Here is a 26207-nt window from a genome sequence, read left to right on the forward strand (position 1 = left end):
GGGCAATGCCGCACTGAATCGCACTGAATCGCACCAGGCCACGCCAGGCCGCGTCAGGCTGAGAACAGCGTGTCGAGTGCCGAGGCGGCCTCGCTGTCGACGGTGTTGTAGACCACACTGTCGGCCTCGAAGATGTAGTGCGTCGTGTACTTGCCGAGGCGGGCAAGAATTTCTTCCTGGACCAGCTCGGGCGCGGCTTCGAGCTTCAGGTACCACGCGGTCGATGACAGGCGCGTCTGAAATGCGCCGTATTCGACCATCAGCTGGTCGAACGCGAGAGCATCCTGATCGCGGCAGACGATGACCAGATTTCCCTTCATGCATGCCTCCTATGTGCTGAGCGACTTGCCACGGCGATGCGCGCCGCATGACGCCGCGCGCTCCGATCGCTCGATGATACCGCGTCAGGGGCGAAAGCCCTGGGCGAGTCTCGCAATTAAGTGAGTAATGACTTCCTGGTTGATGATTACCAGGTTGCCGCGGCGGTGCGCGGCGGTGTGGCGCCGTCCGAGGCCATCGCTTCGCAGCGGTCGCGGCCTCCCGCCTTCGCCATGTAGAGCGCGAGATCGGCGCGGCTCATCAGGCGCTCGGGCTGATCCTGGGTCGCCGCCAGTTCGGTGACGCCGATGCTCACGCTCAGATACGCTTCACTGGGCAGCCCGGCGCAGACGCTCGCCTTCACCTCGCGGCGCAGGCGCTCGACTACGTCGTGTCCGGTGGCGAGTGTCGTGCCCGGCAGCAGGATGCCGAACTCCTCGCCGCCGAGCCTGCCGACGGCGTCGTCGGAGCGCAGTTCGGCTCGGCAGGTCTCGACGAAGTGCTGTAGTGCGCGATCGCCGGCCGGGTGGCCGAAGCGGTCGTTGATCTGCTTGAAGTGGTCGAGGTCGGCGATCGCCATGCATAGCGGCCTGCCGCTCGTGTAGGCGGCGTCGATCTCGCAGCGCAGCAGGTCGAGGAAGTAGCGGCGCGAGAGGGCGCCCGTGAGCGCGTCGTGGCGCGCCTCGGCGGCCAGCAGCGCGTTGGCCGCCTGCAGTTGCTCGGCGAGATCGCGGCTCGCGAGGTGCAGGCGCCGCTCGCGCACCCACGAAATCGAGATCACGGCCGCAAGCGCCACCGTACCCGCCAGCGTGAGGAAGATCAGCAGCCGGTCGCGCTGGTGGTTCGCGATCAGCTCGGGCCATGCGTTGAGCGGATCGACGAGATGGGCGGTGAGCCCGGAGTTGAGTCCGCCGCGCTGCTCGTAGAGCGCCGGGGTTCGTTGGCGGGGCAACTCCACGAGCGCCCGCGCCTCGCTCCCCGGTATCCAGGGCGCGTCGCGCGTCGCGGCCTCGCCGGCGCTTTGCAGCGGGAGCTCGGCAAAGCGCTCGCGCAGATAAGTGTTCACGCGGTCGACGGCGTTCATCTCCTCGACGTGCGAGCCGGGCAGGGCGAGCCCTTCGAGCTTGCTGTCGTGCGCCATCACGATCACGCCGTTGCTGTCGGAGACAAAGGTGCCCGGGTGCGTGACCCAGTGGCGCAGCCGCGCGATGCTGACCTTGGCGAGCACGGCGCCCACGAGCAGGCCGTTGTCGTAGACGGGTGCGGCCACGAAGATGCCCGGCTCGCCGCTCGAGGTGCCGACGCCATAGGTCTCGGAGAACGCGCCGAGCAGGGTGTCGCTCAGATAGTTGCGCGAGCGCATATCGACGCCCACGTAGGAGATTTTCTCCGTGGCGTTGCTCGACGCGATGCAAATGCCGTTGTTGTTCACGAGCCAGATTGCGTCGAAGCCGGAGAAGCCTTGCGCGTCGTGCAGGAAGCCGTTGACGGCCGCGAACGTGGGCGCGTGCTCCAACGCTTCGCGCCGCTCCAGTTCCGTGGACGAGCGCGACGCGGCATAATTCCCGGCCTCGGCCAGTGCCTGTTGCACCACGTGGGTTTCGGCCATGGTCGAGGGAATGGCGCGCGACATCGAGAGATCGCTCGCGATGACCTCTGCCATGTTGTCGACGACCGAGCGCGTCATCTGGCGTTGCACGCCGAGGGCGGTCTCGAGCTCCTGGCGCACCATGCGGTTGGCGAGCCAGCCCGCGATCAGCCAGCAGACGAGCGCGACCGCCACGACGGCCGCCACCGTCACCACGGGGGGCACGGTAGCCTGACGCGAGAGTCTCCTGTTCATCGGCCTTCTGGTTTGTTCAGGCGCATGGCGTGCATGGTGCGCGTGGTGCATTGGCGGGCGGGCAGCCCGGCGTCCCGGTAAAGCGAGGCAATACGTGACGGAGGTGGCCGCGGGTGACAGCGGTTTTACAGGTAGCAGCCGTCGCCGTGCGACGATTTTAACTCTCGAATGGCGCGATTGAGGCCGCAGGCACCGTCAGGCGAGCCGTGCCGATGCAGCCTGCATGCCTGAGCGCGGGTTCGACCGCGCGTGAGGGCGCGGCGGACGGTCGGCGGACGCCGGGTGCGGGTGCGCTACCACGTCCGCGAACGCGCCTCGAAGGCATGCGCAACGCGCCCGCCGGCGGGCGTGCGGCGGCAGGGCGCGCGAGGTTGAATCTGTCACGAAGCTTGTGTAGTGTCGTGCCGTCCCCGAACAAGGCAAGCCCGCGAGGCTGGCCGCCAGACTGGCCCGGCACGTCTGAATGGTCCGGACGGTGCGTGCGCCGGTGTAGCGCCTCGGCTCTGGCCGGTGCGTCGTCAACGCTAACGAAATACGGTGTCCATGCGTCTTGCCTTTCCCGATCGCGCTTTTTCCGAGCGCCATGCGCGCTATCCGCATCAGCACCGCTCGCGCGATCCGCGTCGGCGCATCTGCCATGCGCACATTCATCTGACGCATTCGCGGCAACGCGGGGAGGGCGCCTGAATGGACTTCGGCTTCAACCTGAACCGTACGGCCAACGCTTCGGCGTGGCGCGTGCTGCCCAATCGCTGGGATTTCGTGGCGTTCCCGCTCATCATTTGCCTGATCGCCATGGCCGTGGTGGGTTTCCATCAGACCTTGGCGCCCATCGCCACGCTCAAGACCCAGGCGATCTCGCTCGACCCGTCGATGCTGCCCGAGTACGCCATGCGCACCACGCTGCGCATGCTCGCGGCGATGGTCGCCTCGCTCGTGTTCACGCTGGTCTATGGCACGCTCGCGGCCAAGAGCCGGCGCGCGGGTCAGGTGCTGGTGCCGATCCTCGACATCCTGCAATCGGTGCCGGTGCTCGGCTACATTTCGTTTACCGTCACGTTCTTTCTCGCGCTGGTGCCTTCGCGCGTGCTGGGCGCGGAGCTTGCCGCGATCTTCGCGATCTTCACGAGCCAGGCCTGGAACATGACGTTCAGCTTCTACCAGTCGTTGCGCACGGTGCCGCGCGATCTGGATGAAGTCTCGCGCGGTTTTCACCTCACCGCGTGGCAGCGCTTCTGGAAGCTCGAAGTGCCGTTCTCGATGCCGGGCCTCATCTGGAACATGATGATGTCGATGTCGGGCGGCTGGTTCTTCGTGGTGGCGTCTGAAGCGATCACGGTGGGCAACAACACGATCACGCTGCCGGGCATCGGCGCGTATCTGGCGCAGGCGATCACCGAGAAAAACCTGCACGCGGTGGGCTGGGTCATTCTCACGATGACGGTGGTGATCCTGGCCTACGACCAGTTCCTGTTCCGCCCGCTGGTGGCCTGGGCCGACAAGTTCCGCATGGAGACCACGAGTTCGGGCGACGCGCCTGGTTCGTGGCTGCTCGACCTGATTCGCCGCACGCATCTGATTCATCAATTGCTCGTGCCGCTCGGCTGGTGCTTCGCGAAAGCCGCGCGCGTGCCGTTCCGGCTGCCCACGGGCTTGACGTCCTCGTTGACGTCGCTAATCTCCCTCACCGCCATGCCCGTGGTGCAGCGCGCGGCGGCAGCGCCCGCGCGCCGCGCCGGCCTGCGCTCGAAGATCGGCGATATCGTCTGGGCCGTCTTCGTGATCGCGCTCACGGCCTACGTGGTCTGGCGCGTGTTCGCCTTCGTGCGCACCGGCGTCACGCTCGACGAAGTCGGCCATGTGCTCGTGCTCGGCTTCATCACGCTGTTGCGCGTGATGCTGCTCATCGCGATCGCTTCGGTGATCTGGGTCCCGCTCGGCGTGCTGATCGGCCTGCGTCCCGCGCTCGCCGAGAAAATCCAGCCGCTCGCGCAGTTCCTTGCCGCGTTCCCGGCGAACCTGCTGTTCCCGGTGTTCGTGATCGTGATCGTGCGCTTTCACCTCAATCCTGACATCTGGCTGTCGCCGCTGATCGTGCTCGGCACCCAGTGGTATATCCTGTTCAACGTGATTGCCGGCGCCACCGCCTATCCGAACGACTACAAGGAAGCGGCGAAGAACTTCCGCATCCGCGGCTGGCAGTGGTGGCGCCAGGCGATGCTGCCGGGCATCTTCCCGTACTACATCACGGGGGCGATCACGGCGTCGGGCGGCGCATGGAACGCGAGCATCGTGTCCGAGTTCGTGCAGTGGGGCGACACCAAGGTCGCCGCGCACGGTCTTGGCGCCTATATCGCGCAGACGACCGCCGCCGGCGACTATCCGAAGATCATTCTCGGCATTGCCGTGATGTCGTTGTTCGTCACGCTGTTCAACCGCGTGCTCTGGCGTCCCCTCTACACTTACGCGGAGTCCCGGCTGCGGCTCGACTGATCGAATAATCGAAGGCTCGAAGGTAAAGCGATGCAAAACCCCAAGACCCTAAGCTCCACAACGAGCACCACACCGGGCACCGCACACGGCGACGCGCAGAACGTCCCGAATCCGCCGCGTATCGGCGAGGAAATCCTGCGTGTGCAGAACGTGTGCCGGGGCTTCAACAAGACCCAGGGCGAGCTGCTCGTGCTCGACGACGCCAATCTGTCGCTGCGCGAGGGCGAGATCGTCGGGCTGCTCGGCCGCTCGGGCTCGGGCAAGTCCACGCTCCTGCGTATCATCGCCGGGCTGATTTCGCCCACCTCGGGCGAGGTTAGCTGGCGCGGCAAGCCGCTCGATGGTCCCGCAGAAGGCGTGGCGATGGTGTTCCAGACCTTCGCGCTGTTCCCGTGGCTCACGGTGCTGCAGAACGTGGAAGCCGGCCTCGAAGCGCAAGGCGTGGGCGCGCGCGCGCGCCGCGAGCGGGCGCTGGCTGCCATCGACCTGATCGGTCTGGACGGTTTCGAAAACGCCTACCCGCGCGAACTCTCGGGCGGCATGCGCCAGCGCGTGGGCTTCGCGCGTGCGCTCGTCGTGGACCCGATGCTCATGCTGATGGACGAGCCGTTCTCGGCGCTCGACGTGCTGACCGCCGAAACGCTGCGTACCGACTTGCTCGACCTCTGGACGCAAGGGCGCCTGCCGATCAAGTCGGTGCTGATCGTCACGCACAACATCGAGGAAGCGGTGTTCATGTGCGACCGCATTCTCGTTTTGTCGTCGAATCCGGGGCGCGTGGTGGCCGAGATCAAGGTGCCGTTCAAGCACCCGCGCAACCGTCTGGACCCGGCGTTCCGCAAGCTCGTGGACGACATCTACGCGAAGATGACCGCGCGCCAGACCGGCGAGACCACCAGGAAGGGGCTCGAGCTTGGCAGCTGGCTGCCGCGCGTGTCGACCAACCTGATGGCCGGTTTGATCGAGACGCTGGCGGCGGCGCCGTATCACGGCCGCGCCGACATGCCCGAGATCGCGCGCTCGCTGCACCTGGAGGTGGACGATCTGTTCCCGATCGCCGAAGTGCTCCAGAACCTCGGGTTCGCCGACGTGCGCGAAGGCGATGTGCTGCTCACGCCGCCCGCGCGCGTGTTTGCGGAATTCGGCACGCAGGAGCGCAAGATGATGTTCGCCGAGCATTTGCTGCGCCATGTGCCGCTGGCCGCGCGGATCAAGAAAGTGCTCAACGAGCGCCCGGGCCATCGCGCGCCGCGCGTGCGCTTCGAGCAGGAACTCGAAGACTTTCTTTCGGACGGCGCCGCGGAAGAGACGCTCGACACCGTCATCGACTGGGGCCGTTACGGCGAGATTTTCTCGTACAACGACCAGTCGGAAATCTTCAGCCTCGAAGACGTGGAGTCTTGATCGTCCGGTGGGTTGGGCGTCGCTTTGTGTCGTTGCGCGCCTTCTCGTGGCATAAAAAACGGTCGCCTCGGCGACCGTTTTTTTATGCGCTGTCCGCTGTCTATTGCAGCGTGCCCCAGCGCTCCACCGCCGGCTCCGCCGTCGCCCATTTCCAGCCGCTATCGTCGTGGCAGGTGCTGGCCGTGTACCACTGCTCGGGCGCGTCGGCGGCTTCGCCGTCCTGCACCGAGAACACGAACTCCTTGCACAGCGCGAGCGCCGAGGCAAACGCGCGCGTCACGCGCACCTGGCCATGACCGTTCTCGACCGGCAGCGAATGCTTGATGCGCCAGATGTCCATGCCGCCCACGGGCAGGCGGCCGGCTGTCTCGGCGATCATTTCCTGCTGGTCGGCGTGCATGCTCTTCATGAAGCGGTTGACGGCCTCGTCGGTGGCCGCCTGCACCGCAATGCCCACGCCCACACCCACCGCCGGATTCGCCGTCACGATGCCGGTGGCGGCGGCCGCCGCCGCGCCGCTGGCTGCGCCGATCGACGCGCAGCCGCTCGACGCGAGCGCGACGCCCGCACATAGCGCGGCAAGCGCGACGACACGGATGGCCGCGCGCGGCACGGCCTGCCTTTGCCTTTGCGCGGCGAACTCGTTCGCGCCGCTCATTGCAGCGCGCCCCAGCGGTCGGTCGCCGGTTCCGCCGACGCCCACTTCCACGTCTCGCCGTCGCGGCAAACCGAGGCCACGTAGAACGCGCTGGAGGATGGCTTGTCCTTGGTCGCGTCTTGATCGACGGAGAACACGATCTCCTTGCAGTCGAGCGCGCCGCTGCTGATCGTGCGGCTCACGGTGACGCGGCCATGCGCGTCGTCTTCTATGGGAAACGAATGGACGATGGACCAGGGCGCCACGCCGCCCACGTCGAGCGGCCCGGCGGCCTTCGCGATGCTGTCCTGGGTGTTGCGGTGTACCACGCGCTCCGAATACTGCACGCCGGTCTTCGCGGCGGCCACAGCGGCGAGGCCGATGCCGGTGGCGGCCGCCGCGTTGCTCGTCACCTTCGAGGCGAGCGCCGCGCCGGCCACGCCGGCGCCCGTTTGCGCGCCTTCGGAGTAGAGCGAGCTGCACGCGGAGCAGGCGAGGCTTGCCACGGCGGCGAGCAGCGTGAGCGCCGCCGTGCGCCGCCGCCGGGCGCTCGAAGCGAGAGGTCGGGAGCGCGCCGCGGCGGCCGAAGGCGCGATTCGCGGAGCCGACGTTGGCGCATTGCACGCCAGAGCACTTCGTTCTTGCATGTTGGTTCCCTGCCGCTTGCGGCTGGAAGCCACCCTGCGCGGGCCTCCAGCACGTTTTGGTGCTGCGGATTGTGCAGGATGACCTCTACAAAGGGGATAGGTAAAGTGCAAGAAATTGAAAAACGTGGTGCGCAGCCTGTCGTTGCGTGGTTGTGGGCGCCGCCTTTGTCAGTCCGCGTCGCGTGTGTCGGCGTCGTTCTCACCTTCGTCGGGCGCGCTGGTGTCGCCGTCCTCGGCGCCATAGCTGCCGAGCCGGTTATAGAGCGTCTTCAGGCTCACGCCGAGCGTGCGCGCCGCGAGCCGCTTGTCGCCGCCGCAGTACTTGAGCGTGCCGAGGATGATCTGCTTTTGGGCGTCGGCGAGCGGCGTGCCGATCCATACGCTCATCGAGTCGCCTTGCGTCACAGGTTTTTTCACGCGCGGAACGAGTTGCGGATGGGCGATCTCGACCGTCTTCTCCGCTAGGATGAACGCGCGGTACACGGCGTTCTTGAGCTCGCGCACGTTGCCGGGCCACGACCAGTTGCGCACGGTCTCGAGCGCGCGCTTGCTGAAGATCTTTTGCGTGCCGCTTTCCTCATTGAGCTCGGTGAGAAAGAACTGGGCGAGCAGTTCGCGGTCGCGCTCGCGTTCGCGCAACGGCGGCGCGCGCAGCGGAAACACGGCGAGGCGATACATGAGGTCCTCGCGCAGCGCGTTATCCCTCACGGCCGCCACGGGATCGCGATTGGTGGCCGCGATGATGCGCACGTCGCCGCGTATCGCCTCGTTGCTGCCGACCGGATAGTACTCGCCGGTTTCGAGCGCGCGCAGTAGCTTGACCTGATGCAGCAGCGACATCTCGGTGACTTCGTCGAGAAAGAGCGTGCCGCCGCGCGCGTGCTCGAAGTGGCCGTCGCGCGCCTGCACGGCGCCTGTGAAACTGCCTTTCTCGTGGCCGAACAACTCGGCTTCGATCAGATCGTCGGGAATCGCGCCGCAGTTCACGGCGATGAACGGACCGTCGCGGCGCGTGCTTTGCGCGTGGATCGTGCGTGCCACGAGCTCCTTGCCGGTGCCCGACTCGCCCACGATCAGCGCGGTGGCGTCGGTGAGCGCCACGCGCTCGATCTGTCCGTAGAGCTCCTGCATGATCGCCGACGAGCCGTACAGCAAACCGTACGACTGCAAGCCCGCGACGCGCGGGCCCGATGGATCGCTGCGGCGCGTTTCATTGCCTTTCTCGTTGCGCCGTTCTGCGCGCTGTTCGTCTCGTTCGGCGGCGGGCAAGCCCGGCTCGATTGACGCCATGGCGTATTCGTCCTGCAAATTGGGTGTGCGGCCAGAAGCCGGAAAGCGCTCGCGACGCCTGTTGCGCGGGCGCGGCGCGTGGGCAAGGGCCGGGAGCGCAGCCGGCAGACCGGCCGCGCCGGTGCCGCAAGCGATCTTGCCAGCTCATCCGACGGGCTGTCTCGCCCGCAAGATCTCGCGGACCGCCTCGACAGGCCGCCTGACAATCTGTTCCGGACCGGCTGTCCAGGACTAGCACGGACAACGCCGCGTCGACGGCCTCGGAACCTCCATCTCGTAAACATTTAACCACTGCCGTACCGTGCAGGGCAATCGACGTGCCACATTGCGTGCGCGCCGGCGTGCCGTTGCTGGCCCGTTGGTGGCCGATCAGGGCGTTTCGATGGCGTCTCGATGGCGTTTATGTGGGCGTTTTGACGCCACTCACCGCCGCGAAACGCCGCCGCCTGGCATGTCTCATGCTGCGCAACTCCAACCTCTGCGGGGCGTCTACGCTATAGCAGACGGGTGTCCTGCTCGCCGGGTCGCGGCTGCCACCGCTGATGACCTGCTGGCGGCACATGAACTGCGCGCCGTCTGTTCGAGCCGTTCCGAACCGCTTCATTGGCGACGATATTGGGAGAATGCGATATGGCAAGAAACAAGCCTGGACTGATTGGAACCTTGTTTGCGATGGGTGCGCTTGGTGCGACGGCCGGCATGCTGGCATGGCGCTGGTCGCAACGGCATCGCATGCAGCGGCAGAGTTTCTATCGCGAACTGAGCCGCTGGGAAGGCGAGGGCGGCGCATTGGTGGAGAACGGTGCTGGCGCGCCGGGTGTGGCCGCCGCCGACAGTGGCGCGGGCATGGCCGGCACGATGGACGCGCGCGTGGCGAGCAAGACGGCGCGCACACCGGTCAACGGCTTGCCGAGCGACGAGTCGACCGGTGCCTGGCCGTTTCCGCACGGGGACAGCGGCCCGGTCACGCGGCACTGAAGCCACGCGCCAGCGCGAGCGACGCCGTCCCGCGCCGGAAAATCGAGCGCACAACCGGGAGGGTGCCACCGCGCGCGGCACCGCGCGTGGTTTGGCACGCCGTAGCGCTTGTCACGCTGCCGCGCCGCCCGCGAGGCGCCGCCCTGCGTCGAGCAACGCGCGCAAACCTATCTCGATTAAGTCTATAATAGTGATATCCACAACAATCGAGGTTCGGGTTGCGTGCTGGCTGCGGTATTGTTGCGTTAGTGCAGCTAAAACCGCTCACTCGCCGTCTTGAGCGCCCCCGACCGTTTCGTACTCCCCTGCTGCAGCGCGACAGTATGCGCCGCGAAGCCTGCGGTGCCGATTCATGTTGCCTCGCGGCCCGCGCTTGCCGCGGCGCCGCCGCTGTTGCGCCTGGGAGCCACTCATCTTTCAGTGCTGACGAGACGCGATGCCACATGTATTGATTGTCGATGACGACGCGCAAACCCGCGAAGCACTCGCCGCCGTGGTGACCGAAGACGGTCTTACCACCGCGCAGGCAGGCGACCTGCGCGAGGCGCGCATCCAGCTGATCCGGCAGATGCCGGACGTCGTCTTCACCGACCTGAAGCTGCCCGACGGCAGCGGCACGGATCTTTTCCAGGACCTCGACCCGCGCTCGGGCGTGGAGCTCGTCGTCATCACCGGCCACGCGAGCGTGGAGACGGCTGTCGATGCGCTCAAGTCGGGCGCCATCGACTATCTGGTCAAGCCGATCAACCTCCAGCGCGTGAAGGCGATTCTCAATCGCCTGCCGCGCGCGGGCGACCTCAAGGCCGAAATCGGCACGCTGCGCGGCGAGCTGCGCCGCATGGGGCGCTTCGGCCTCATGATGGGCAATTCGCCGGCAATGCAGGAGGTCTACGACCAGATCGGCCGCGTCGCGCCCACGCCGGCGTCCGTGATGCTCGTGGGCGAGTCGGGCACGGGCAAGGAAGTGGCCGCTCAGACCATCCATCAGCTGAGCCTGCGCCGCAAGCACGAATTTCTCGCCGTGAATTGCGGTGCGATCTCGCCGAATCTGATCGAGTCGGAGATGTTCGGCCACGAGCGCGGCTCGTTTACCGGCGCGGACCGTCAGCACAAAGGCTATTTCGAGCGTGCGAACGGCGGCACGCTGTTTCTCGACGAAATCACCGAAATGCCGATCGAGCTCCAAGTGAAGCTGCTGCGCGTGCTGGAGACGGGCATGTTCATGCGCGTGGGCACGACCAAGGAGATCGAGACCGACGTGCGCCTGATCGCGGCGACCAACCGCGACCCGGAGCAGGCCGTCGAGGAGGGCAAGCTGCGCCTCGACCTCTATCACCGGCTCAACGTGTTCCCGATCAGCCTGCCGCCGCTGCGCGAGCGCGGCAAGGACGTGGAGCTGCTCGCCCAGGCGTTCCTCGACGAGCTCAACGAGCGCCACGGCACGAAAAAGCAGTTCCCGGCGGCCGTGCGCGACACGCTGGCCGGGTATCCGTGGCCGGGCAACGTGCGCGAGCTGAAGAACTACGTGCAGCGCGCGCACATCATGTCTGGCGCCGAAGGCGATCTCACGGCGGCGGTGCCGTTGCAGATCTCGATTTCGAAGCCCGTGGCGGGCACGGCGGTGACGATCCCGTTCGGCACCTCGCTCGCCGATGCCGACCGCCAGTTGATTCTCGCGACGCTCGAGCAGTGCGGCGGCGTGAAGACGCGCGCGGCGGAGATTCTCGGCATCAGCCTGAAGACGCTCTATAACCGGCTCGTCGAATACGGCAACGAGGGCGGCAAGGGCGAAGCGACCGCGCGCGCTGCAGGCGGCGCCTGAGCGCTACAGCACCGGAGCGCCGGGGCGCATGAGCGGCCGCGTGCTCATGCGGGTGCGTACTTTGACGGGAACCGGTGGTGTTGGTACGTGCGCTGCGTGGCTTGTGGCTGGTACGTGGTTTGTGACTTGCTCTGTAGAACCTCTCGAGGAGCAACCGATGCTGAGCTACCGATTCCCCGATCCCGCCGATCTTCTGCGCATGCAGCCCTGGCGTGCGCATACGCCGCAGCCCGACGATCCCCCGCCCACTGAACCCGGCGAGCCCGATGCGCCGCCCATCGGCGATCCGCCGCCCGAGCCCGATGAAGCGCCGCGCTTCTGCCACGGCTTCTGCCACGCTTTGGCCATCGCTTCGTCTCCCGCTTCGTCTCCCGCTTTGTCCCCGCTTCATGGGCCGCCGCGTCAGGTTCGCTGACACTCGTGATTTTTATGTACAGGTTACAAACGAATCGCCATTTTTACCGGCATTTTCACCCAACGGCCCCTAGACTATAAGCACACCGCCGCCTGGCCACCTGGCTGTCGGTCCGCGGCACAGGCCGCAGGAGGCATCGACATGAGACATCCCGCAATGCGCCGTTCCGCCCGCTACACGGGCAAGCGCGGTCCGCGCGACGCCGGGCTCAAGGACGGCGATTCCACCAATCTGTCGTCCGGCCACACGCCGGACCCTGCCGGACAGAACCGTCCGGCTCCGGGCGTGCCACCCGACGGCGAACACAACCAGGGCGGCGCGCGCGCGGAGGGGCTCGATTACCAGCGCGATCTGGGATCGGAGCAGGACGCCTGATTCTCCTGGCGCCCGCATGGCGGGGCGCAACGCCTCGCGACACCGCGTCGGATACCGCATCGAGCAACGGCTTTTCAAGGGAGCGACGGAACCGGTTTGCGCCGGGCCGTCGTATTGGTGCCGCTCGCGTTTGCCGAGCGAGCCCGATTGAGCCCGATTGAGCCCGATTTAGCTCGGTGTCGGTCGGGCCCAAAGGAGGCACGAGTCTTGCTTAGCTTATCGATGCACCGTCCCCGGACCCAACGAAACAGGAGGTACACCCGTAATGGGCAGACTGATCGTGGTATCGAATCGCGTTGCACCGACGCAGGAAGGGCGCCCAGCAGCGGGAGGGCTGGCGGTCGGCGTACTCGACGCGCTGAAGGAAACCGGAGGTGTATGGTTCGGTTGGAGTGGCGAGACCGTGACGGAGCAGTCGGCCCCGGTCATCGAACAGCAGGGCAGCGTGACGTACGCGACGGTGGGTCTCACCCGGCGCGATTACGACCAGTACTACAAAGGTTTCTCGAACACGACGCTCTGGCCCACGTTCCACTACCGCAACGACCTCGCGCGCTATGAGCGCCAGGAATACAGCGGCTATCTGCGCGTGAACGCGACGCTCGCGCGCCAGCTACAGCCGCTGCTCCAGCCCGACGACATCATCTGGGTGCACGACTATCACCTGATCCCGTTCGCGCGCAGCCTGCGCGAGCTGGGCGTGAAGAACCCGATCGGCTTCTTCCTGCATATTCCGCTGCCGGTGCCGGAAGTGATGCGCTCGGTTCCGCCGCACGAGGAGCTGATGCGCTTCATGTGCGACTACGACGTGGTCGGCTTCCAGACCGACGCCGACCGCCAGGCGTTTCTCGACTACGTCGAGCGCGGCGGCCACGGCACGTCGAGCGAGGACGGCATGGTCCACGCGTGGGACCGCTTCCTGAAGGTGGGCGCCTACCCCATCGGCATCTATCCCGACGCGATCGCCAAGTCCGCCGTGCAGTTCACCGACCGCAAGCCGGTGCGCAGCCTGCGCGACGCGATGCGCGGGCGCAAGCTCATCATGAGCGTCGACCGGCTCGACTATTCCAAGGGCCTCGCCGAGCGCTTCCAGGCGTTCGAGCGCATGCTGCTGAACGGGCCGGGCTGGCATGGCCGCGTCTCGCTCCTGCAGATCGCGCCGCCGACGCGCTCCGATGTGCAGACCTATCAGACGATCCGCCGCAACCTCGAAGGCGAGGCCGGCCGCATCAACGGCCGCTTCGCGCAGCTCGACTGGACGCCGATCCAGTACCTGAACCGCAAGTACGAGCGCGATCTGCTGATGGCGCTGTTCCGCCAGGCGCAGGTGGGCTACGTGGCGCCGCTGCGTGACGGCATGAACCTGGTAGCGAAGGAGTACGTCGCATCGCAGAATCCGGAGGATCCGGGCGTGCTGGTGCTCTCGCAATTCGCGGGCGCCGCCGAGCAACTGCCGGGCGCGCTCGTCGTGAATCCCTACGATCTGAACCAGACCGCCGAGGCGCTCGAGCGTGCACTCTCGATGCCGCATGCGGAGCGCCAGTCGCGCTACGAGGACATGATGGCCTCGCTGCGCGAGAACAATCTTTCGGTATGGCGCGACACTTTCCTCGCCGATCTGCGCAGCGTGGCGACGGCGGCCTCGGTCACCGCGAAGGCACGCAGCGCGGCGCCCGCCGTGCCAGTGAAGGCGGCGACGGCGAGCAAGGCGCACTGAGAAGGCGCACCGAGCGAACAGGACGATTAGGGCACGGCGGCGGCTTTCGAGCCGCCGTTTTTTTGCGCGCGCCGAAGCGAGAGCCGCCGCGAGTGCGCGGCCGCCGCACTCAGACCTGCTGCGCGCCCGCCTGGCCGCCGTATGGCGTGGGCGCCTGCGTCGGGTCGAAGTCGGCCCAATGGCCGCCGTTCCATTGCCCCGAGGCGCGCTCGACTTCATCAGCGCCGGCTTCGCGCAACACCTCCGCGGCCGTTGCCTGATTTTCCGCGCTCACATGCACCGCGAGCAGCACGCCCGACTGGCGTGTTTCGTGATGCACGCGCTCCTCGTGCTCGGCCCTGTGCTGCCAGCCCGCGCCGATGCGCGCGCCGATCCACGCCCCCACGCCCGCCGCGATCACGGTGGACGGCAGCGACGCCATGAGCAGCGCGCCGAACAGCAGGATGCCCACCACGGCGCCGGCTACCGCGCCTATGACGAGATTGCGCTTGTGGTGCGCCGCCGACTCAGCATCGGCACGTGCTGAATGCGACATAGCGTGCTTGTCGTGCATGCCGCGCGGATTGACGAAAAACAGGTTGACGTCTTCTTCGACGAAGCCGCGCGCGAACAGCTTTTCGGCGACCGCTTCGGCGGCGGGGAAGGTCGTGAACCGGCCAGCGACGATCAGTGACATGGGAATCCCCCTTTGCGAGGTTGACTCACCTGGAGAGCGGCGCCGAGCCATCGGCGGATGCCGGGCTGGCGCCATGAATCCATGTTAGTGCATGTTCGTGCGGGCGACTGATTAATAATCGGAACAATCGGAGCGACAGGCACGATAGAAGCGACGGCAGGCCGCTGACACAGCCCAGGGCGAGGCGCGCTAGCGCCGCGCGGGCGTGCCGCGCCCCGGCACGAGCCGCAGCATGCTCACCACCGACGCGAGGGCCGCGAAAGCGGTCGCCACATAGAGCGCCACGGTCGGCCCATGCTGTGGCGCAACGCCGAAGATCAGCGCAACCAGCGCCGCGCCGAGCGTCTGGCCGGTGAGCCGCGCCGTGCCGAGCATGCCGCTCGCGCCGCCGCTGCGCTCGCGCGGCGCGGAAGAGAGAATCTGCCGGTTGTTGGGTGACTGGAAAATGCCGAAGCCCGCGCCGCACAAGGCCATGCGCCAGCAGATCTGAAAGAGGGTGGGCTGCGCGTGGAGCATGGCGAGCGAGGCCAGCGAGACGAGTCCGAGCGCGAAGAGCGCGAGCCCCACGCCGCCGAGCATGCCGGCGGGATGGCGGTCGGAGAGCACGCCCGAGAGCGGCGCCGCGCCGATGATCACGAGCGGCCATGGCGTCATCAGCAGGCCCGTCTGCACCTGTGAGAAGCCGAAGGCATCCTGGAGCATGAACGGCAGCGCGACGAAGGCGAGCATCTGCGCGCAGAACGAGCAGATCGAGGTGCCGATCGACAGTGCGAACACCGGATTGGCGAGCAGATCGACGGGCAGGAGCGGCGCGGGCTGCGTGAGCTGGCGCCGCACGAAGTACCAGCCGATCACGACCGCGCCCGCGAATTCGAGCGCGACCCATGCGCGGCTTTCGCCGTGGCCGAGGCCGTCGACGGCGAAGATCAGGAGCCCGAACACGAGGGCGTTGAGCACGGCGCTCAGCAGGTCGTAGGGAGCCGGGTGCCGTTCGTTGACGGGCAGCGCGCGCATGCCCAGCACGAGGGCCGCGATGCCGATCGGCACATTGATCGCGAAGAGCCAGGGCCACGAGGCGACGGCGAGCACGCCTGAGGCGAGCGTCGGGCCGACCGCCGAGGCGATCGCCACCACCATCGCGTTGATGGCGATGCCGCGCCCGAGCTGTGCGCGCGGATAGATCATGCGCACGAGCGCGGTGTTGACGCTCATGATGCCCGCGCCGCCGAAGCCCTGCACCATGCGCGCGATGGTGAGCGCGGGCAGCGAGGTCGAGAGCGCGCAGCCGAATGATGCGAGCGTGAAGAGCACCATGCCCCACAGGTAGACGCGCCGGTAGCCGATGCGGTCGCCGAGCGAGGCAAGCGGCAGCAGCGAGATCGTCACCGAAAGCTGGTACGAGTTGACGATCCAGATCGAGCTCGCGGGGCTCGCATTCAGGTGATGCGCGATGGTCGGCAGCGCGACGTTGGCGATCGCGCCGTCGAGCACGGCAAGCGTGATGCCGAGCGCGACCACGAGAATCGCGTAATAGCGTTGCGGGAAGGGCAGGCCGGTCTCGACGTCGTCGGAGGGATCGACAGGATCGGCGGGATCGGCGCGCGAGGCGGAAAGCGTGGATGTGGGCATCGATCAGAGGGGCGGCGCGCATCGAGCCTGCTGCGCACCGCCGGGTGCGTTCATGATGGTGCGTGCGAGGCGCGCCGCTGTACAGCCGTTATACAGCCGCTTCACAGCCAGTTATACAGCCAGTTATACAGCCGCTGCGCACACGGCGCGCCGTTGTGGCCTGCGCACGCAGGCAGCCGCTATTTCAGTTCGTAGAGCCCGACATAAGTGGTCGAGTCCACTTCGTTCAGGTGCGTCATGAAGCGTGCGACCGCGTTGGTGGTTTCCGGCGTGACCGGCAATTGCGAGACCTTCAGCGCATGAAGGCGGAAGATATAGCGGTGCGGCTTGTCCCCGCGTGGCGGCGCGGCGCCGCCGAAGCCGACCGTTCCGTAGTCGTTGCGCAGTTGCACGGCGCCCTGCGGCAACAGGCTGCCGTCCGCCTTACCCGCGTTGAGCGCGAGCGAGCGCACGTCGGGCGGAATGTTGACGACCACCCAGTGCCAGAAGCCGCTGCCCGTCGGCGCGTCGGGATCGTAGAGGGTGAGCGCGAAGCTTTGCGTGTCGGCGGGCGGCGCGTCCCATTGCAGCGCGGGCGAGACATTGTCGCCATCGACGCCGAAGGCCCGATCGTCGAACTCCTGCGCCTTCGGCATGAAGCCGTTACTCGGAAAGTCGTCGGACCAGAGTCGAAAATCAGCCATCGGTTGCCTCCTTCTCGTTCAGTTCTGGAATGGATGCGGCGGGCGTCACACGCCGGGCGCGACGTGCCGGGCAGTGTCGGGCACCATGCGGCGGACTGTGCGTTGCCAGCGGCGCCGACAGCCGATCCAGTTTATCACTGAGGGGCGCGGCGCTTTGGTCGCAAGCGCAGGCGGGCCGCAAGCGCGCCGCGCAATTCAGGCGCGCGCCTCGAACCAGGTGCTCGCGCTGTCTTCGAGCCAGAGCGCCAGCCGCTCGACGACGGCTTGCGGATCCTGTGCGGCACCACGCAGCGCGCATTCCCAGATCACGGCCACGCGCCAGCCTTGGGCCGCGAGCGCGGCGAGGGCTTTCGCGTCGTTGGTGCGGTTGCGCGCGATCTTGGCGCGCCAGAACTCCGGCCGCGTGGCCGGCCACTTGAAGAGCGCGCATTGGTGGCCATGCCAGAAACAGCCGTGCACGAATACCACGGCGCGATAGCGGGGCAGCACGATGTCGGGGCGCCCCGGCAACTCGCGCACGTCGAGACGAAAGCGAAAGCCGCGGCGATGCAACAGACTGCGCACCAGCATCTCGGGCTTCGTGTTGCGCCCGCGGATGCCCGACATCATCCGGCTGCGCGTGGCGGTGTCGACGACGTCGACCATGGCGTGTCCGTTGCGGTTCGCCCGTGCCGGCGTTCAGGCCGGCGCGGCAGCGGGCCGGGGCCCGGCCGACGACGCAACGCGAGAAGCGACGGACGAAGCTCCGTCAGCGGCGAGCGGCACCGCTTGCACCGCTCGCACCGCTCGCACCGGGTTCGCCGCGCTGGCCGCTTCTGCTTGTTCTTGCGCGCTGCCATTGCCATTGCCACTACCGTTGCCGCCGCGATCGCCGGCACGACGCTTCGCCCCTGCGCGTGTGCCGGCCGGAGTGTCCGCACGTGCACGATTCAGCGCCGCGTCGAGATGCGGCATCATCGTGCGCGCCACTTCGCGCATCACCGGCATCACGACGCTGTTGCCGAATTGCCGGTACGCCTGAGTGTCGCTCACGGGAATGCGGAAGGTGTCGGGAAAGCCCATCAGGCGCGCGCACTCGCGCGGCGTGAGGCGGCGCGGGCGCAGGCCCTCGCCCTGATGCACGAGAATCTCGCTGCCATCCTTGTGATAGCGCGCGGACAGCGTGCGCGTGACGCTCCCCGGAAACGCGAGGCCGTAGCCGAAGCCGTTGCCGGCCGCGCGATGCTTTTCCGCATATTGCTGGAGATACGCCCAGAGCCCCGGCGTGAGCGTGTATTTCGGCTGGACCTGGCGCGCCGCGTGATCGAAGAAGCGCTCGCCGTCCCACGGCAGGATGGGCTCGCTGCCATCGGTGCGATGCAGGATCGAGGCAAGGCGCGGGCCTTCCTCGGGCAGGCCGAGCGCGTCCCACGTGAACGCCGTGGGCTCGCGAAAGCCGACGATGATGATGCGCTCGCGATGCTGCGGCGTGAAATGGCGCCCGTCGATCACACGGTAGTGCACGTCGTAGCCGAGCTCGTCGCGCAGCACTTGCAGGATCACGTCGAAGGTGCGGCCGCGGTCGTGCGAAAGGAGGTTCTTGACGTTCTCGAGCAGGAAGGCGGCGGGCCGTTTTTCGGCGATGATGCGCGCGACGTCGAAAAAAAGCGTGCCCTGCGTCGTGCACTCGAAACCGTGCGGACGGCCGAGCGCATTTTTCTTCGAAACGCCCGCGATCGAGAACGGCTGGCACGGAAAGCCCGCGAGCAGGACGTCGTGGTCGGGCACATCGGCGGCGGGAAATTCGACGATGTCGCCAACGAACGCATGACCTTCGCCGTCCTTCTGCGCGTAGTTCTCCAGATAGGTTTTCTTCGAGAACGGATTCCACTCGCTCGTCATGACACAGGCGCCGCCATGTGCCTCGAAGCCCATGCGAATGCCGCCGATGCCCGCGAACAGATCAACGAAGCGAAAGCGCCCGGGAGCGTGAACGGACGAATCCGCAGCGGAACCCGCGCTTGGCTCGGTGCTGCGCAAGAGCTCGCGCAGTGCGGCTTCGAGCATGGCGGGACAAGGTGTCTCGCCTTTTTCCCAACGGCGCACGGTCTTGACGTCCTTGCCGACGTGAGTGGCGATCTGCTGCTGCGTGAAGCGCTGGCGTGCCTGCTGAAGCAGGTCTCGCGAATGGGCCGGGTGCACGAAGTCCTCTCTGGGTATTTTGGCGGACATTATGACCGATGGGTGACCCCCGGCACCAGGATTTCCGTGCGTCTTTTGGTGCGCCTGTTCCGTGTGCCGCGACGCTAGTCGCACAGGCGCTGCGCCTGTGCGACTAGCGAGATGTCCGGGATGCCCGAGAGGATGTGCGTGGCCAGCGGCCAGCGACTAGCGTTGGCCGGCGGCGGCGCCGACGGTTTGCTCCGCACTGGTTGCTACCGCCGAAGCGGCGTTCAGTTCGTGGAGGCCGATCTGGACCAGCAGACTGTCGATATCGGCGAGCTGGCCTTTATTGACATGCCCGGTGTCGAGCAGTTGGTGCAGGCGCTTGCGCCAGTAGGAAGCGGGTAGGATCGGGCCGCCGAAGTCGCCCGAAAGCGAAAGCGGCATGACGCGTCGAATATGGGCGATATCCTGGTCGATGAGACTCGACATCAGGTAGCCTGCCGGAAGGGGGCGAGGTGTGTCCATGCCGGGAGATTACGACAGTTCCGGCCCCGACATTAGGTCCGGACGGCTCCATGTTTACCCGTAGCTTGACGCGCAGTTTGGCGCGCGGTCTGGCGCATAGCCGTCGTCATCGACGAAACCACGACGCTGCTGAGCGCCGCGATGAGCGCGAATACGTGGGGTGAGGTCATGGCATGGGTCTCGTCTGGTTTTTTTGGTGGAGACCATCGTAGGCGAGATCGGCGCCCATGAAGGTTAACAATTGACAAGCCTTCGTGGGCTGCCGGGCACCTGCGGGATACCTCTGCCGCATCCGCACGACGAGGCCCGGCAACCCGGCCGCGACCTCGTGCGTGCGTTCACTCGGCCGGAGTTGCAGGCGTAGGCGCGGGGCCTTGCGCGGCTCCTTCGAGGAAGCGGCGCGTGGCCTCGAACGAATTGAGCATCTGCTCGGGCCACGGCGTTTGCAGCATTACGGCCTGGTGATTCTCGAACGCCGACGACAGCAGCTTGGCGAGCTCCGGCGAGCTCAGGTGGCGCAGCAGGACGCTCACGGCGATGGCGGTGGCCTGGCTGGCACCGGCCGTTTGCAGTTCGGAATGGGTGAGGGCGGCGAGTTGCTTGTTGATGTCCATGATGGATCTGCCTCGAATGAGGACGCTGCGAGGCGCGCGGGATTGGCGATCGGGGCGCGCATGCCGCACAGCGAAATAGTTACGGAGGTTACGGAGATATCGGGCTGGCCGCGCCGGCAAGGCGCACACGGGCGAACGGCGCGGTGAGGATGGGTGCGGGCGGCTGGTCCCCCTGGCAGGAATCGAACCTGCATCTAGCGCTTAGGAGGCACTTGTTCTATCCATTGAACTACAGGGAGCCGTCAAATCCGCTGCGGGAGCATGTGCTCCCACTCCGCCAGACCGCCATGTTTCCCAAGTCACCCGTCATGGCGCGGAGTCTGCGCACAGGTCTCGTGCGACCCGCGCTGGCGAGCGCGATGTGCTGCGCAGGCGCAAGAGTATAGCAAACGCGATTCGCCTGGAAAATGTCGTGCTGCGTGCCGCACTGCGTTTCGCCCTGCGCGTCGCGCGCTTCAGAACTCCACGGCCACGAAATCGGACTTGCCCACGTCGCACAGCGGGCAGCGCCAGTTATCGGGGATATCCGCGAAGCGCGTGCCCGCCGCGATGCCTTCGTCGGGCAGACCTTCTTCTTCGTTATAGACCCAGCCACAGATCAGGCACACCCAGCTCTTGTATTCGATCACTTCGCTCACAACACACCTTTCGTTCCAGTTCGACGCGGATATCCGCTGATCATTGCCCGCGTTGCCTACGTTACCCGAGGATTGGGGCCGCCATATGACCCCGTTGCTCTTTCCGGGGCGGGCGGCGGGCGACCCGCGATGTTACCGGAAAACGACGGGCCGGCCGTGCGCGACGGGCTCCCGCCGCATCGGCATGACGGTCGTGCCGGTCAGCGAGAAGTCGATCCACTACGTATGGTCCCGAGTGGAGCCAGACGATCATGGTTCATGTGAAGTAGGTCGCGCTTGGGGGCCAGGGCGGCGCACCCCATGCGCCCCGGTACAATACGCGCTTGCTCTCCAACGCAGGCAACGCTCTCAAGTCATGTCGCTTTACACCATCACCGGCGCGCAACTCGCGTTCGGCCACGTCGCGCTGCTCGACCATGCGGACTTTTCGCTCGAAGCCGGCGAGCGCGTCGGACTGATCGGCCGCAATGGCGCGGGCAAGTCGTCGCTGCTCACGATCGTCGCCGATCTCGCGAAGCCCGACGACGGCCTCGTCACGCGCCAGCAGGATCTTTCGACCGTCTACGTGCCGCAGGAGCCCGATTTCGACGCCGATGCCACGGTGTTCGACACCGTCGCCTCGGGGCTCGAACATGTGCGCGCACTGCTCGACGAATACGACACGGTCGCGCATAAGCTCGCGGACACGCCTGAAGGCGCGGAGCACGACGCGCTGCTCGCACGCATGAATGCGCTGCAATCGTCGCTCGATCACACCGATGCCTGGAACTGGCGCACGCGCGTCTTGACCACGCTCGCGCAAATCGGCCTCGAAGGCGAGGCGCGCGTGGGTGCGCTCTCGGGCGGCATGCAAAAGCGCGTGGCGCTCGCGCGCGCGCTCGTGGTGCAGCCCGACGTGCTGCTGCTCGACGAACCGACCAACCACCTCGACTTCGACGGCATCCGCTGGCTCGAAGAGCTGCTCGTCGCGCAGCGTTCGAGCCTGCTGTTCATCACCCACGACCGCGCGTTCCTCGACCGCGTGGCCACGCGCATCGTCGAGCTCGACCGCGGCAAGCTGCTCTCGTATCCGGGCAACTTCTCGCAGTACCAGGAGCGCAAGGCGCAGCAGCTCGAAGTCGAGCGCGTGGAGAACGAGAAGTTCGACAAGCTGCTCGCGCAGGAAGAAGTCTGGATCCGCAAGGGCGTGGAGGCGCGCCGCACGCGCAGCGTGGGACGCATCGCGCGCCTCGTGCAGATGCGCCACGAGCGCGAAGAGCGCCGCAACGTCCAGGGCAACGTGAGGCTCGACGTCGCGCAGGGCGAGAAGTCGGGCAAGATCGTCGCGGAGTTGACCGATGTTGTGAAGCGCTACGGCGATCGCACGATCGTCGATAACTTCTCGAGCACGGTGATGCGCGGCGACAAGATCGGCTTCGTCGGGCCGAACGGCGCGGGCAAGACCACGCTGTTGAAGCTGATCCTCGGTCAGTTGAAGCCGGACGCCGGCACGGTGCGTGTGGGCACGAATCTGCAAGTGGCGTACTTCGACCAGATGCGCGCGCAGCTCGACCTCGAAAAGAGTCTCGCCGACACCATCAGCCCGGGCAGCGATTGGGTCGAGATCAATGGCGCGAAAAAGCACGTGATGAGCTATCTGGGCGACTTTCTGTTTTCGCCCGAGCGCGCGCGCTCGCCCGTGAAGTCGCTCTCGGGCGGCGAGCGCAATCGCCTGCTGCTCGCGCGTCTCTTTGCGCGTCCCGCGAACGTGCTGGTGCTCGACGAGCCAACCAACGACCTCGACATTCCCACGCTCGAATTGCTCGAGGAACTGCTGACCGACTACGACGGCACCGTGCTGCTGGTGAGCCACGACCGCGCGTTCCTCGACAACGTGGTGACTTCGGTGATTGCGTCGGAGGGCGAGGGGAGCTGGCGCGAATACGTGGGCGGCTTTACCGACTGGCAGACCCAGAGCGCTCGCGCGCAGGAGATTGCCGAGGCGCGCGCGCCGAAGGAAGCAGCCCCTGCGGCGGCTGCGCCGAAGGAGAGCGCGGTGGGCCGCAACGCGCAGCGCACCGTGAAGCTCTCGTTCAAGGAGCAGCGCGAACTCGAAGAGCTGCCCAAGCGCATCGAGGCGCTGGAGACGGAGCAGAAGGAGATCGGTGCGAAGATCGAGGACGGCTCGATTTTCGCGAAGGATGCGCAGGAGGGCGCGCGGCTCACCGAGCGCTATGCGGCGATCGACGATGAATTGCTCGTTGCGCTGGAGCGGTGGGAAGAGCTGGAGAGCAAGCGCAAGTGAGGTAGTGCGAGAGAAGGCGGCCTGGTGAGGGCCGCTTTTTTATGTGTTCTTCAACTTCGAGGGCTTGTGTTCCAGGTCGGGCAAATAGGTCTGTACGGTGCTCCAGACAATGTCGATGTCGACGGCAAAGTAGCCGTGCGAGACCTGGTTGCGCATCCCGTACATTGCCTCTCACGGTATCTCGGGATGCGCGGCCGCAAACTCAGGATCGCCCTGCGTGATGTTGTGGGCCGCTTCGCCAATGATCTCGATGTTTCGCACGACGGCATCGACAGCCATTGGTGTTGCCGCGAAGCTCTCGTGTGAAAGCGGCTCCGTGTATGTGCGAATGCGTTCGATGGCGTCAAGGATATGCCGCAGGTAATCGGGGGTGCGCAGATCTTTTTTTCTCATACCGGTACCGATTCAGCGACTACGCGGGCGCGGAAGGTTTCGGGCAGCGCTTTGGGCGTAAGTACGTCCACTCGCACGCCCATGAGCGCTTCGAGGCGCAACTGGATTTGTGCGAGATCGATAAGCGTTGTCTCCGGCGTCGGATCAACGAGCAAATCGAGGTCGCTTTCGTCGTCGTCCTCCTCGCGTGCCGATGAGCCGAACACGCGCGCATTGGTTGCGTGGTGGCTCGCGACAATCGCGCGGATTTCGGCGCGGTGTGCGCGCAAGGCTTCGGATGGTCTCATGACAGTCAACGCTCCCAAACGGTATAGCACCCCGGGTGTAACACCACGGTTGAAAATACGACGGCAGGGGCCGCGCCGCGTGCAGTTCATTCTACGCGAGTCGCCCCCCGTCCACCCCTCGGCCGAACGGCCGACCCCTTTCCAAATTGCCGCGCAAGCCCAAATCAGTACAATACCTCGCGAATTCGAATAACTGCGGGAGCGACTGCGCGAGCGCGCGCCGGCCAGGCGATGTCTGCCCGGGTGTTGCGCAGCGCACCCAGCTTGTTGTTTCGTCACGGTTTTTTTGAACACTCAACGCGTTTTCCCCGTAGATGTCCACAGGACCTGTGGACATCCGCGCGGACAACCCCCTGCGGATCACCATGGCAACGAAGAAGTCAAACGCTGCAAACGCTGGATATAGCGAAGCGTCGATCAAGGTGCTCAAGGGCCTCGAGCCCGTCCGGCAACGGCCGGGCATGTACACGCGCACCGAGAATCCGCTGCACATCATCCAGGAAGTCATCGACAACGCGTCCGACGAAGCGCTCGGCGGCTACGGCAAGCGCATCACCGTCACGCTGCACGCCGACCAGTCCGTCTCCGTCGAGGATGACGGCCGCGGCATTCCGTTCGGCCTGCACCCCGACGAGAAGGTGCCCGTCGTCGAGATCGTGTTCACGCGCCTGCACGCGGGCGGCAAGTTCGACAAGGCCGCCGGCGGCGCCTACACGTTCTCGGGCGGCCTGCACGGCGTGGGCGTCTCGGTCACCAACGCGCTTTCGACGCGCCTCGACGTGACCGTCTGGCGCGACGGCAAGGTCGCCGAAATCGGCTTCTCGGACGGCAATGTCGTGAAGCCCCTCACCACGCGCAACGCCGCGCGCGACGAGAAGAAGACCGGTACGCGCGTGACCGCCTGGGCCGATCCGAAGTACTTCGATTCGCCCAATCTGCCGTTCGGCGAACTCCAGCGCCTGTTGCGCTCGAAGGCCGTGCTGCTGCCCGGCGTCGAGGTCGAACTCGTCAACGAGAAGACCGGCGAGCGCCTCTCGTGGAAATACGAAGACGGCCTGCGCGGCTATCTGCTCGAAGGCATGGGCGGCAGCGAATTGCTGATCCCGCTGTTCGAAGGCGAGCGCTATGCCGACGCCCGCACCACCGACGACACCTTCGCCGAAGGCGAGGGCGCTGCGTGGGTCGTCGCATGGAGCGAGGAAGGCTCGCTCACGCGCGAGTCCTACGTCAACCTGATTCCGACGCCCGCGGGCGGCACGCACGAAAGCGGCTTGCGCGACGGTCTCTTTCAGGCCGTGAGGAGCTTTGTCGAGCTGCACAATCTTCAGCCCAAGGGCGTGAAGCTCCTGCCCGAAGACGTGTTCGCGCGCGTCTCGTTCGTGCTCTCGGCCAAGGTGCTCGACCCGCAGTTCCAGGGGCAAATCAAGGAGCGCCTCAATAGCCGCGACGCCGTGAAGCTCGTTTCGTCGTTCTCGCGTCCCGCGCTCGAACTGTGGCTCAACCAGCACGTCGAGCACGGCAAGAAGCTCGCCGATCTCGTCATCAAGCAGGCGCAGGCGCGCACGCGCGCCGGCCAGAAGGTCGAGAAGCGCAAGAGTTCGGGCGTGGCCGTGCTGCCCGGCAAGCTCACCGACTGCGAATCGACCGACATCGCGCGCAACGAACTGTTCCTCGTGGAGGGCGACTCGGCGGGCGGCTCCGCGAAGATGGGCCGCGACAAGGAATATCAGGCCATCCTGCCGCTGCGCGGCAAGGTGCTCAACACGTGGGAGACCGAGCGCGACCGTCTGTTCGCCAACAACGAAGTGCACGACATTTCGGTGGCGATCGGCGTCGATCCGCACAGCCCCGACGACACGGTCGATCTCTCGAACCTGCGTTACGGCAAGATCTGCATTCTTTCCGATGCGGACGTCGACGGCTCGCACATCCAGGTGCTGCTGCTCACGCTGTTCTTCAAGCACTTTCCGCAGCTGATCGAGCGCGGCCACGTGTGCGTGGCGCGCCCGCCGCTGTTCCGCGTGGATGCGCCCGCGCGCGGCAAGAAGCCCGCGCAGAAGCTCTATGCGCTCGACGAAGGCGAACTCGAAGCGATCCTCGACAAGCTGCGCAAGGACGGCGTGCGCGAGACGCAATGGACCATCAGCCGCTTCAAGGGCCTCGGCGAAATGAGCGCTGAGCAGCTCTGGGACACGACGATGAATCCCGACACGCGGCGCCTGTCGCCCATCGCGCTCGGCGACCTCGACTACGAGGCCACTGTCGCGCGCATGACGATGCTGATGGGCAAGGGCGAAGCGGCTTCGCGCCGCTCGTGGCTCGAAGAGAAGGGCAACGAAGTCGAAGCGGATATCTGAGCGGACACGCCTTCTTCCATCTTTACGCCCATCAAAG

Annotated in this window: 23 protein-coding genes, 1 tRNA gene and 1 pseudogene; 9 read left to right on the forward strand and 16 right to left on the reverse strand. The window is 66.3% G+C overall.

Annotated features, from left to right (window positions below):
• Positions 1–53: 53 nt before the first annotated feature.
• Both L5014_RS20550 and L5014_RS20555 read right to left on the reverse strand, forming a co-directional pair.
• Positions 54–320 carry a double-stranded DNA-specific endonuclease gene (locus L5014_RS20550; RefSeq protein WP_238465588.1) on the reverse strand — a complete coding sequence of 89 codons (267 nt, stop codon included), beginning with the start codon at positions 318–320 and terminating at the stop codon, positions 54–56.
• A gap of 146 nt (positions 321–466) precedes the next feature.
• Entirely contained in the window at positions 467–2161 is a 1695-nt protein-coding gene (locus L5014_RS20555) for a sensor domain-containing diguanylate cyclase (RefSeq protein ID WP_238465589.1), read from the reverse strand.
• 687 nt (positions 2162–2848) lie between these two features.
• Between L5014_RS20555 and L5014_RS20560 the strand changes: the two genes are divergently transcribed.
• On the forward strand, positions 2849–4654 hold the full coding sequence (locus tag L5014_RS20560; RefSeq protein WP_238465590.1) for an ABC transporter permease: 1806 nt from the start codon (positions 2849–2851) through the stop codon (positions 4652–4654).
• Positions 4655–4684: 30 nt separating this feature from the next.
• Positions 4685–6058, forward strand: coding sequence for an ABC transporter ATP-binding protein (locus tag L5014_RS20565; protein WP_238465591.1), 1374 nt, complete (start codon positions 4685–4687; stop codon positions 6056–6058).
• A gap of 100 nt (positions 6059–6158) precedes the next feature.
• Here L5014_RS20565 and L5014_RS20570 read toward each other — a convergent pair whose 3' ends face one another.
• The 3 genes from L5014_RS20570 to L5014_RS20580 all read right to left on the reverse strand — a co-directional run bounded on the left by L5014_RS20570 (position 6159) and on the right by L5014_RS20580 (position 8632).
• Entirely contained in the window at positions 6159–6716 is a 558-nt protein-coding gene (locus tag L5014_RS20570; protein WP_238465592.1) for a hypothetical protein, read from the reverse strand.
• A complete protein-coding gene (locus L5014_RS20575; RefSeq protein ID WP_238465593.1) occupies positions 6713–7342 on the reverse strand; it encodes a hypothetical protein in 630 nt (209 codons plus the stop codon). The genes L5014_RS20570 and L5014_RS20575 overlap by 4 nt, the downstream gene beginning before the upstream one ends.
• A gap of 168 nt (positions 7343–7510) precedes the next feature.
• A complete protein-coding gene (locus tag L5014_RS20580; protein WP_238465594.1) occupies positions 7511–8632 on the reverse strand; it encodes a sigma-54 interaction domain-containing protein in 1122 nt (373 codons plus the stop codon).
• 630 nt (positions 8633–9262) lie between these two features.
• Between L5014_RS20580 and L5014_RS20585 the strand changes: the two genes are divergently transcribed.
• The 5 genes from L5014_RS20585 to otsA all read left to right on the forward strand — a co-directional run bounded on the left by L5014_RS20585 (position 9263) and on the right by otsA (position 13939).
• Positions 9263–9610 carry a hypothetical protein gene (locus tag L5014_RS20585; protein ID WP_238465595.1) on the forward strand — a complete coding sequence of 116 codons (348 nt, stop codon included), beginning with the start codon at positions 9263–9265 and terminating at the stop codon, positions 9608–9610.
• Between the two features lie 436 nt (positions 9611–10046).
• Entirely contained in the window at positions 10047–11432 is a 1386-nt protein-coding gene (locus tag L5014_RS20590) for a sigma-54-dependent transcriptional regulator (protein WP_238465596.1), read from the forward strand.
• A gap of 157 nt (positions 11433–11589) precedes the next feature.
• On the forward strand, positions 11590–11847 hold the full coding sequence (locus L5014_RS20595; protein WP_238465597.1) for a hypothetical protein: 258 nt from the start codon (positions 11590–11592) through the stop codon (positions 11845–11847).
• Positions 11848–11988: 141 nt separating this feature from the next.
• A complete protein-coding gene (locus tag L5014_RS20600) occupies positions 11989–12222 on the forward strand; it encodes a hypothetical protein (RefSeq protein WP_238465598.1) in 234 nt (77 codons plus the stop codon).
• A gap of 265 nt (positions 12223–12487) precedes the next feature.
• A complete protein-coding gene (gene otsA, locus L5014_RS20605) occupies positions 12488–13939 on the forward strand; it encodes an alpha,alpha-trehalose-phosphate synthase (UDP-forming) (RefSeq protein WP_238465599.1) in 1452 nt (483 codons plus the stop codon).
• Between the two features lie 109 nt (positions 13940–14048).
• On the opposite strand, the gene L5014_RS20610 is transcribed toward otsA, so the two are convergent.
• The 9 genes from L5014_RS20610 to L5014_RS20650 form a co-directional block, all read right to left on the reverse strand.
• The gene (locus L5014_RS20610; RefSeq protein WP_238465600.1) at positions 14049–14615 is read right to left on the reverse strand and encodes a hypothetical protein; all 567 of its coding nucleotides are present in this window, start codon (positions 14613–14615) and stop codon (positions 14049–14051) included.
• 189 nt (positions 14616–14804) lie between these two features.
• Positions 14805–16244: an MFS transporter gene (locus L5014_RS20615; RefSeq protein ID WP_238465601.1), complete on the reverse strand. Its 1440-nt coding sequence runs from the start codon at positions 16242–16244 to the stop codon at positions 14805–14807.
• Between the two features lie 179 nt (positions 16245–16423).
• Positions 16424–16927, reverse strand: coding sequence for a YbhB/YbcL family Raf kinase inhibitor-like protein (locus L5014_RS20620; protein WP_238465602.1), 504 nt, complete (start codon positions 16925–16927; stop codon positions 16424–16426).
• A gap of 195 nt (positions 16928–17122) precedes the next feature.
• Positions 17123–17572, reverse strand: coding sequence for a very short patch repair endonuclease (locus tag L5014_RS20625; protein WP_238465603.1), 450 nt, complete (start codon positions 17570–17572; stop codon positions 17123–17125).
• Between the two features lie 33 nt (positions 17573–17605).
• On the reverse strand, positions 17606–19138 hold the full coding sequence (dcm, locus tag L5014_RS20630; RefSeq protein ID WP_274389444.1) for a DNA (cytosine-5-)-methyltransferase: 1533 nt from the start codon (positions 19136–19138) through the stop codon (positions 17606–17608).
• A 156-nt stretch (positions 19139–19294) separates the two neighbouring features.
• On the reverse strand, positions 19295–19561 hold the full coding sequence (locus L5014_RS20635; RefSeq protein ID WP_238465604.1) for a hypothetical protein: 267 nt from the start codon (positions 19559–19561) through the stop codon (positions 19295–19297).
• Between the two features lie 374 nt (positions 19562–19935).
• Positions 19936–20211 (reverse strand): hypothetical protein, encoded by a 276-nt coding sequence (locus L5014_RS20640; protein ID WP_238465605.1) that lies wholly within the window; start codon positions 20209–20211, stop codon positions 19936–19938.
• Positions 20212–20375: 164 nt separating this feature from the next.
• Positions 20376–20450: transfer RNA gene (locus L5014_RS20645), tRNA-Arg, on the reverse strand.
• A 216-nt stretch (positions 20451–20666) separates the two neighbouring features.
• Positions 20667–20849, reverse strand: coding sequence for a rubredoxin (locus L5014_RS20650; protein WP_238465606.1), 183 nt, complete (start codon positions 20847–20849; stop codon positions 20667–20669).
• A 355-nt stretch (positions 20850–21204) separates the two neighbouring features.
• Between L5014_RS20650 and L5014_RS20655 the strand changes: the two genes are divergently transcribed.
• A complete protein-coding gene (locus tag L5014_RS20655) occupies positions 21205–23133 on the forward strand; it encodes an ATP-binding cassette domain-containing protein (protein WP_238465607.1) in 1929 nt (642 codons plus the stop codon).
• Between the two features lie 39 nt (positions 23134–23172).
• On the opposite strand, the pseudogene L5014_RS20660 reads toward L5014_RS20655, so the two are convergent.
• Positions 23173–23526 (reverse strand): annotated as a pseudogene (locus tag L5014_RS20660) (HepT-like ribonuclease domain-containing protein).
• Positions 23523–23813: a nucleotidyltransferase family protein gene (locus L5014_RS20665; RefSeq protein WP_238465608.1), complete on the reverse strand. Its 291-nt coding sequence runs from the start codon at positions 23811–23813 to the stop codon at positions 23523–23525. The pseudogene L5014_RS20660 and the gene L5014_RS20665 overlap by 4 nt, the downstream one beginning before the upstream one ends.
• A gap of 365 nt (positions 23814–24178) precedes the next feature.
• Here L5014_RS20665 and L5014_RS20670 point away from each other — a divergent pair, with 365 nt between their 5' ends.
• Positions 24179–26170 carry a DNA topoisomerase IV subunit B gene (locus tag L5014_RS20670; protein WP_238465609.1) on the forward strand — a complete coding sequence of 664 codons (1992 nt, stop codon included), beginning with the start codon at positions 24179–24181 and terminating at the stop codon, positions 26168–26170.
• Positions 26171–26207: the final 37 nt, after the last annotated feature.

This window comes from Paraburkholderia tagetis, from assembly GCF_022213065.1.
Classification (GTDB): domain Bacteria; phylum Pseudomonadota; class Gammaproteobacteria; order Burkholderiales; family Burkholderiaceae; genus Paraburkholderia; species Paraburkholderia tagetis.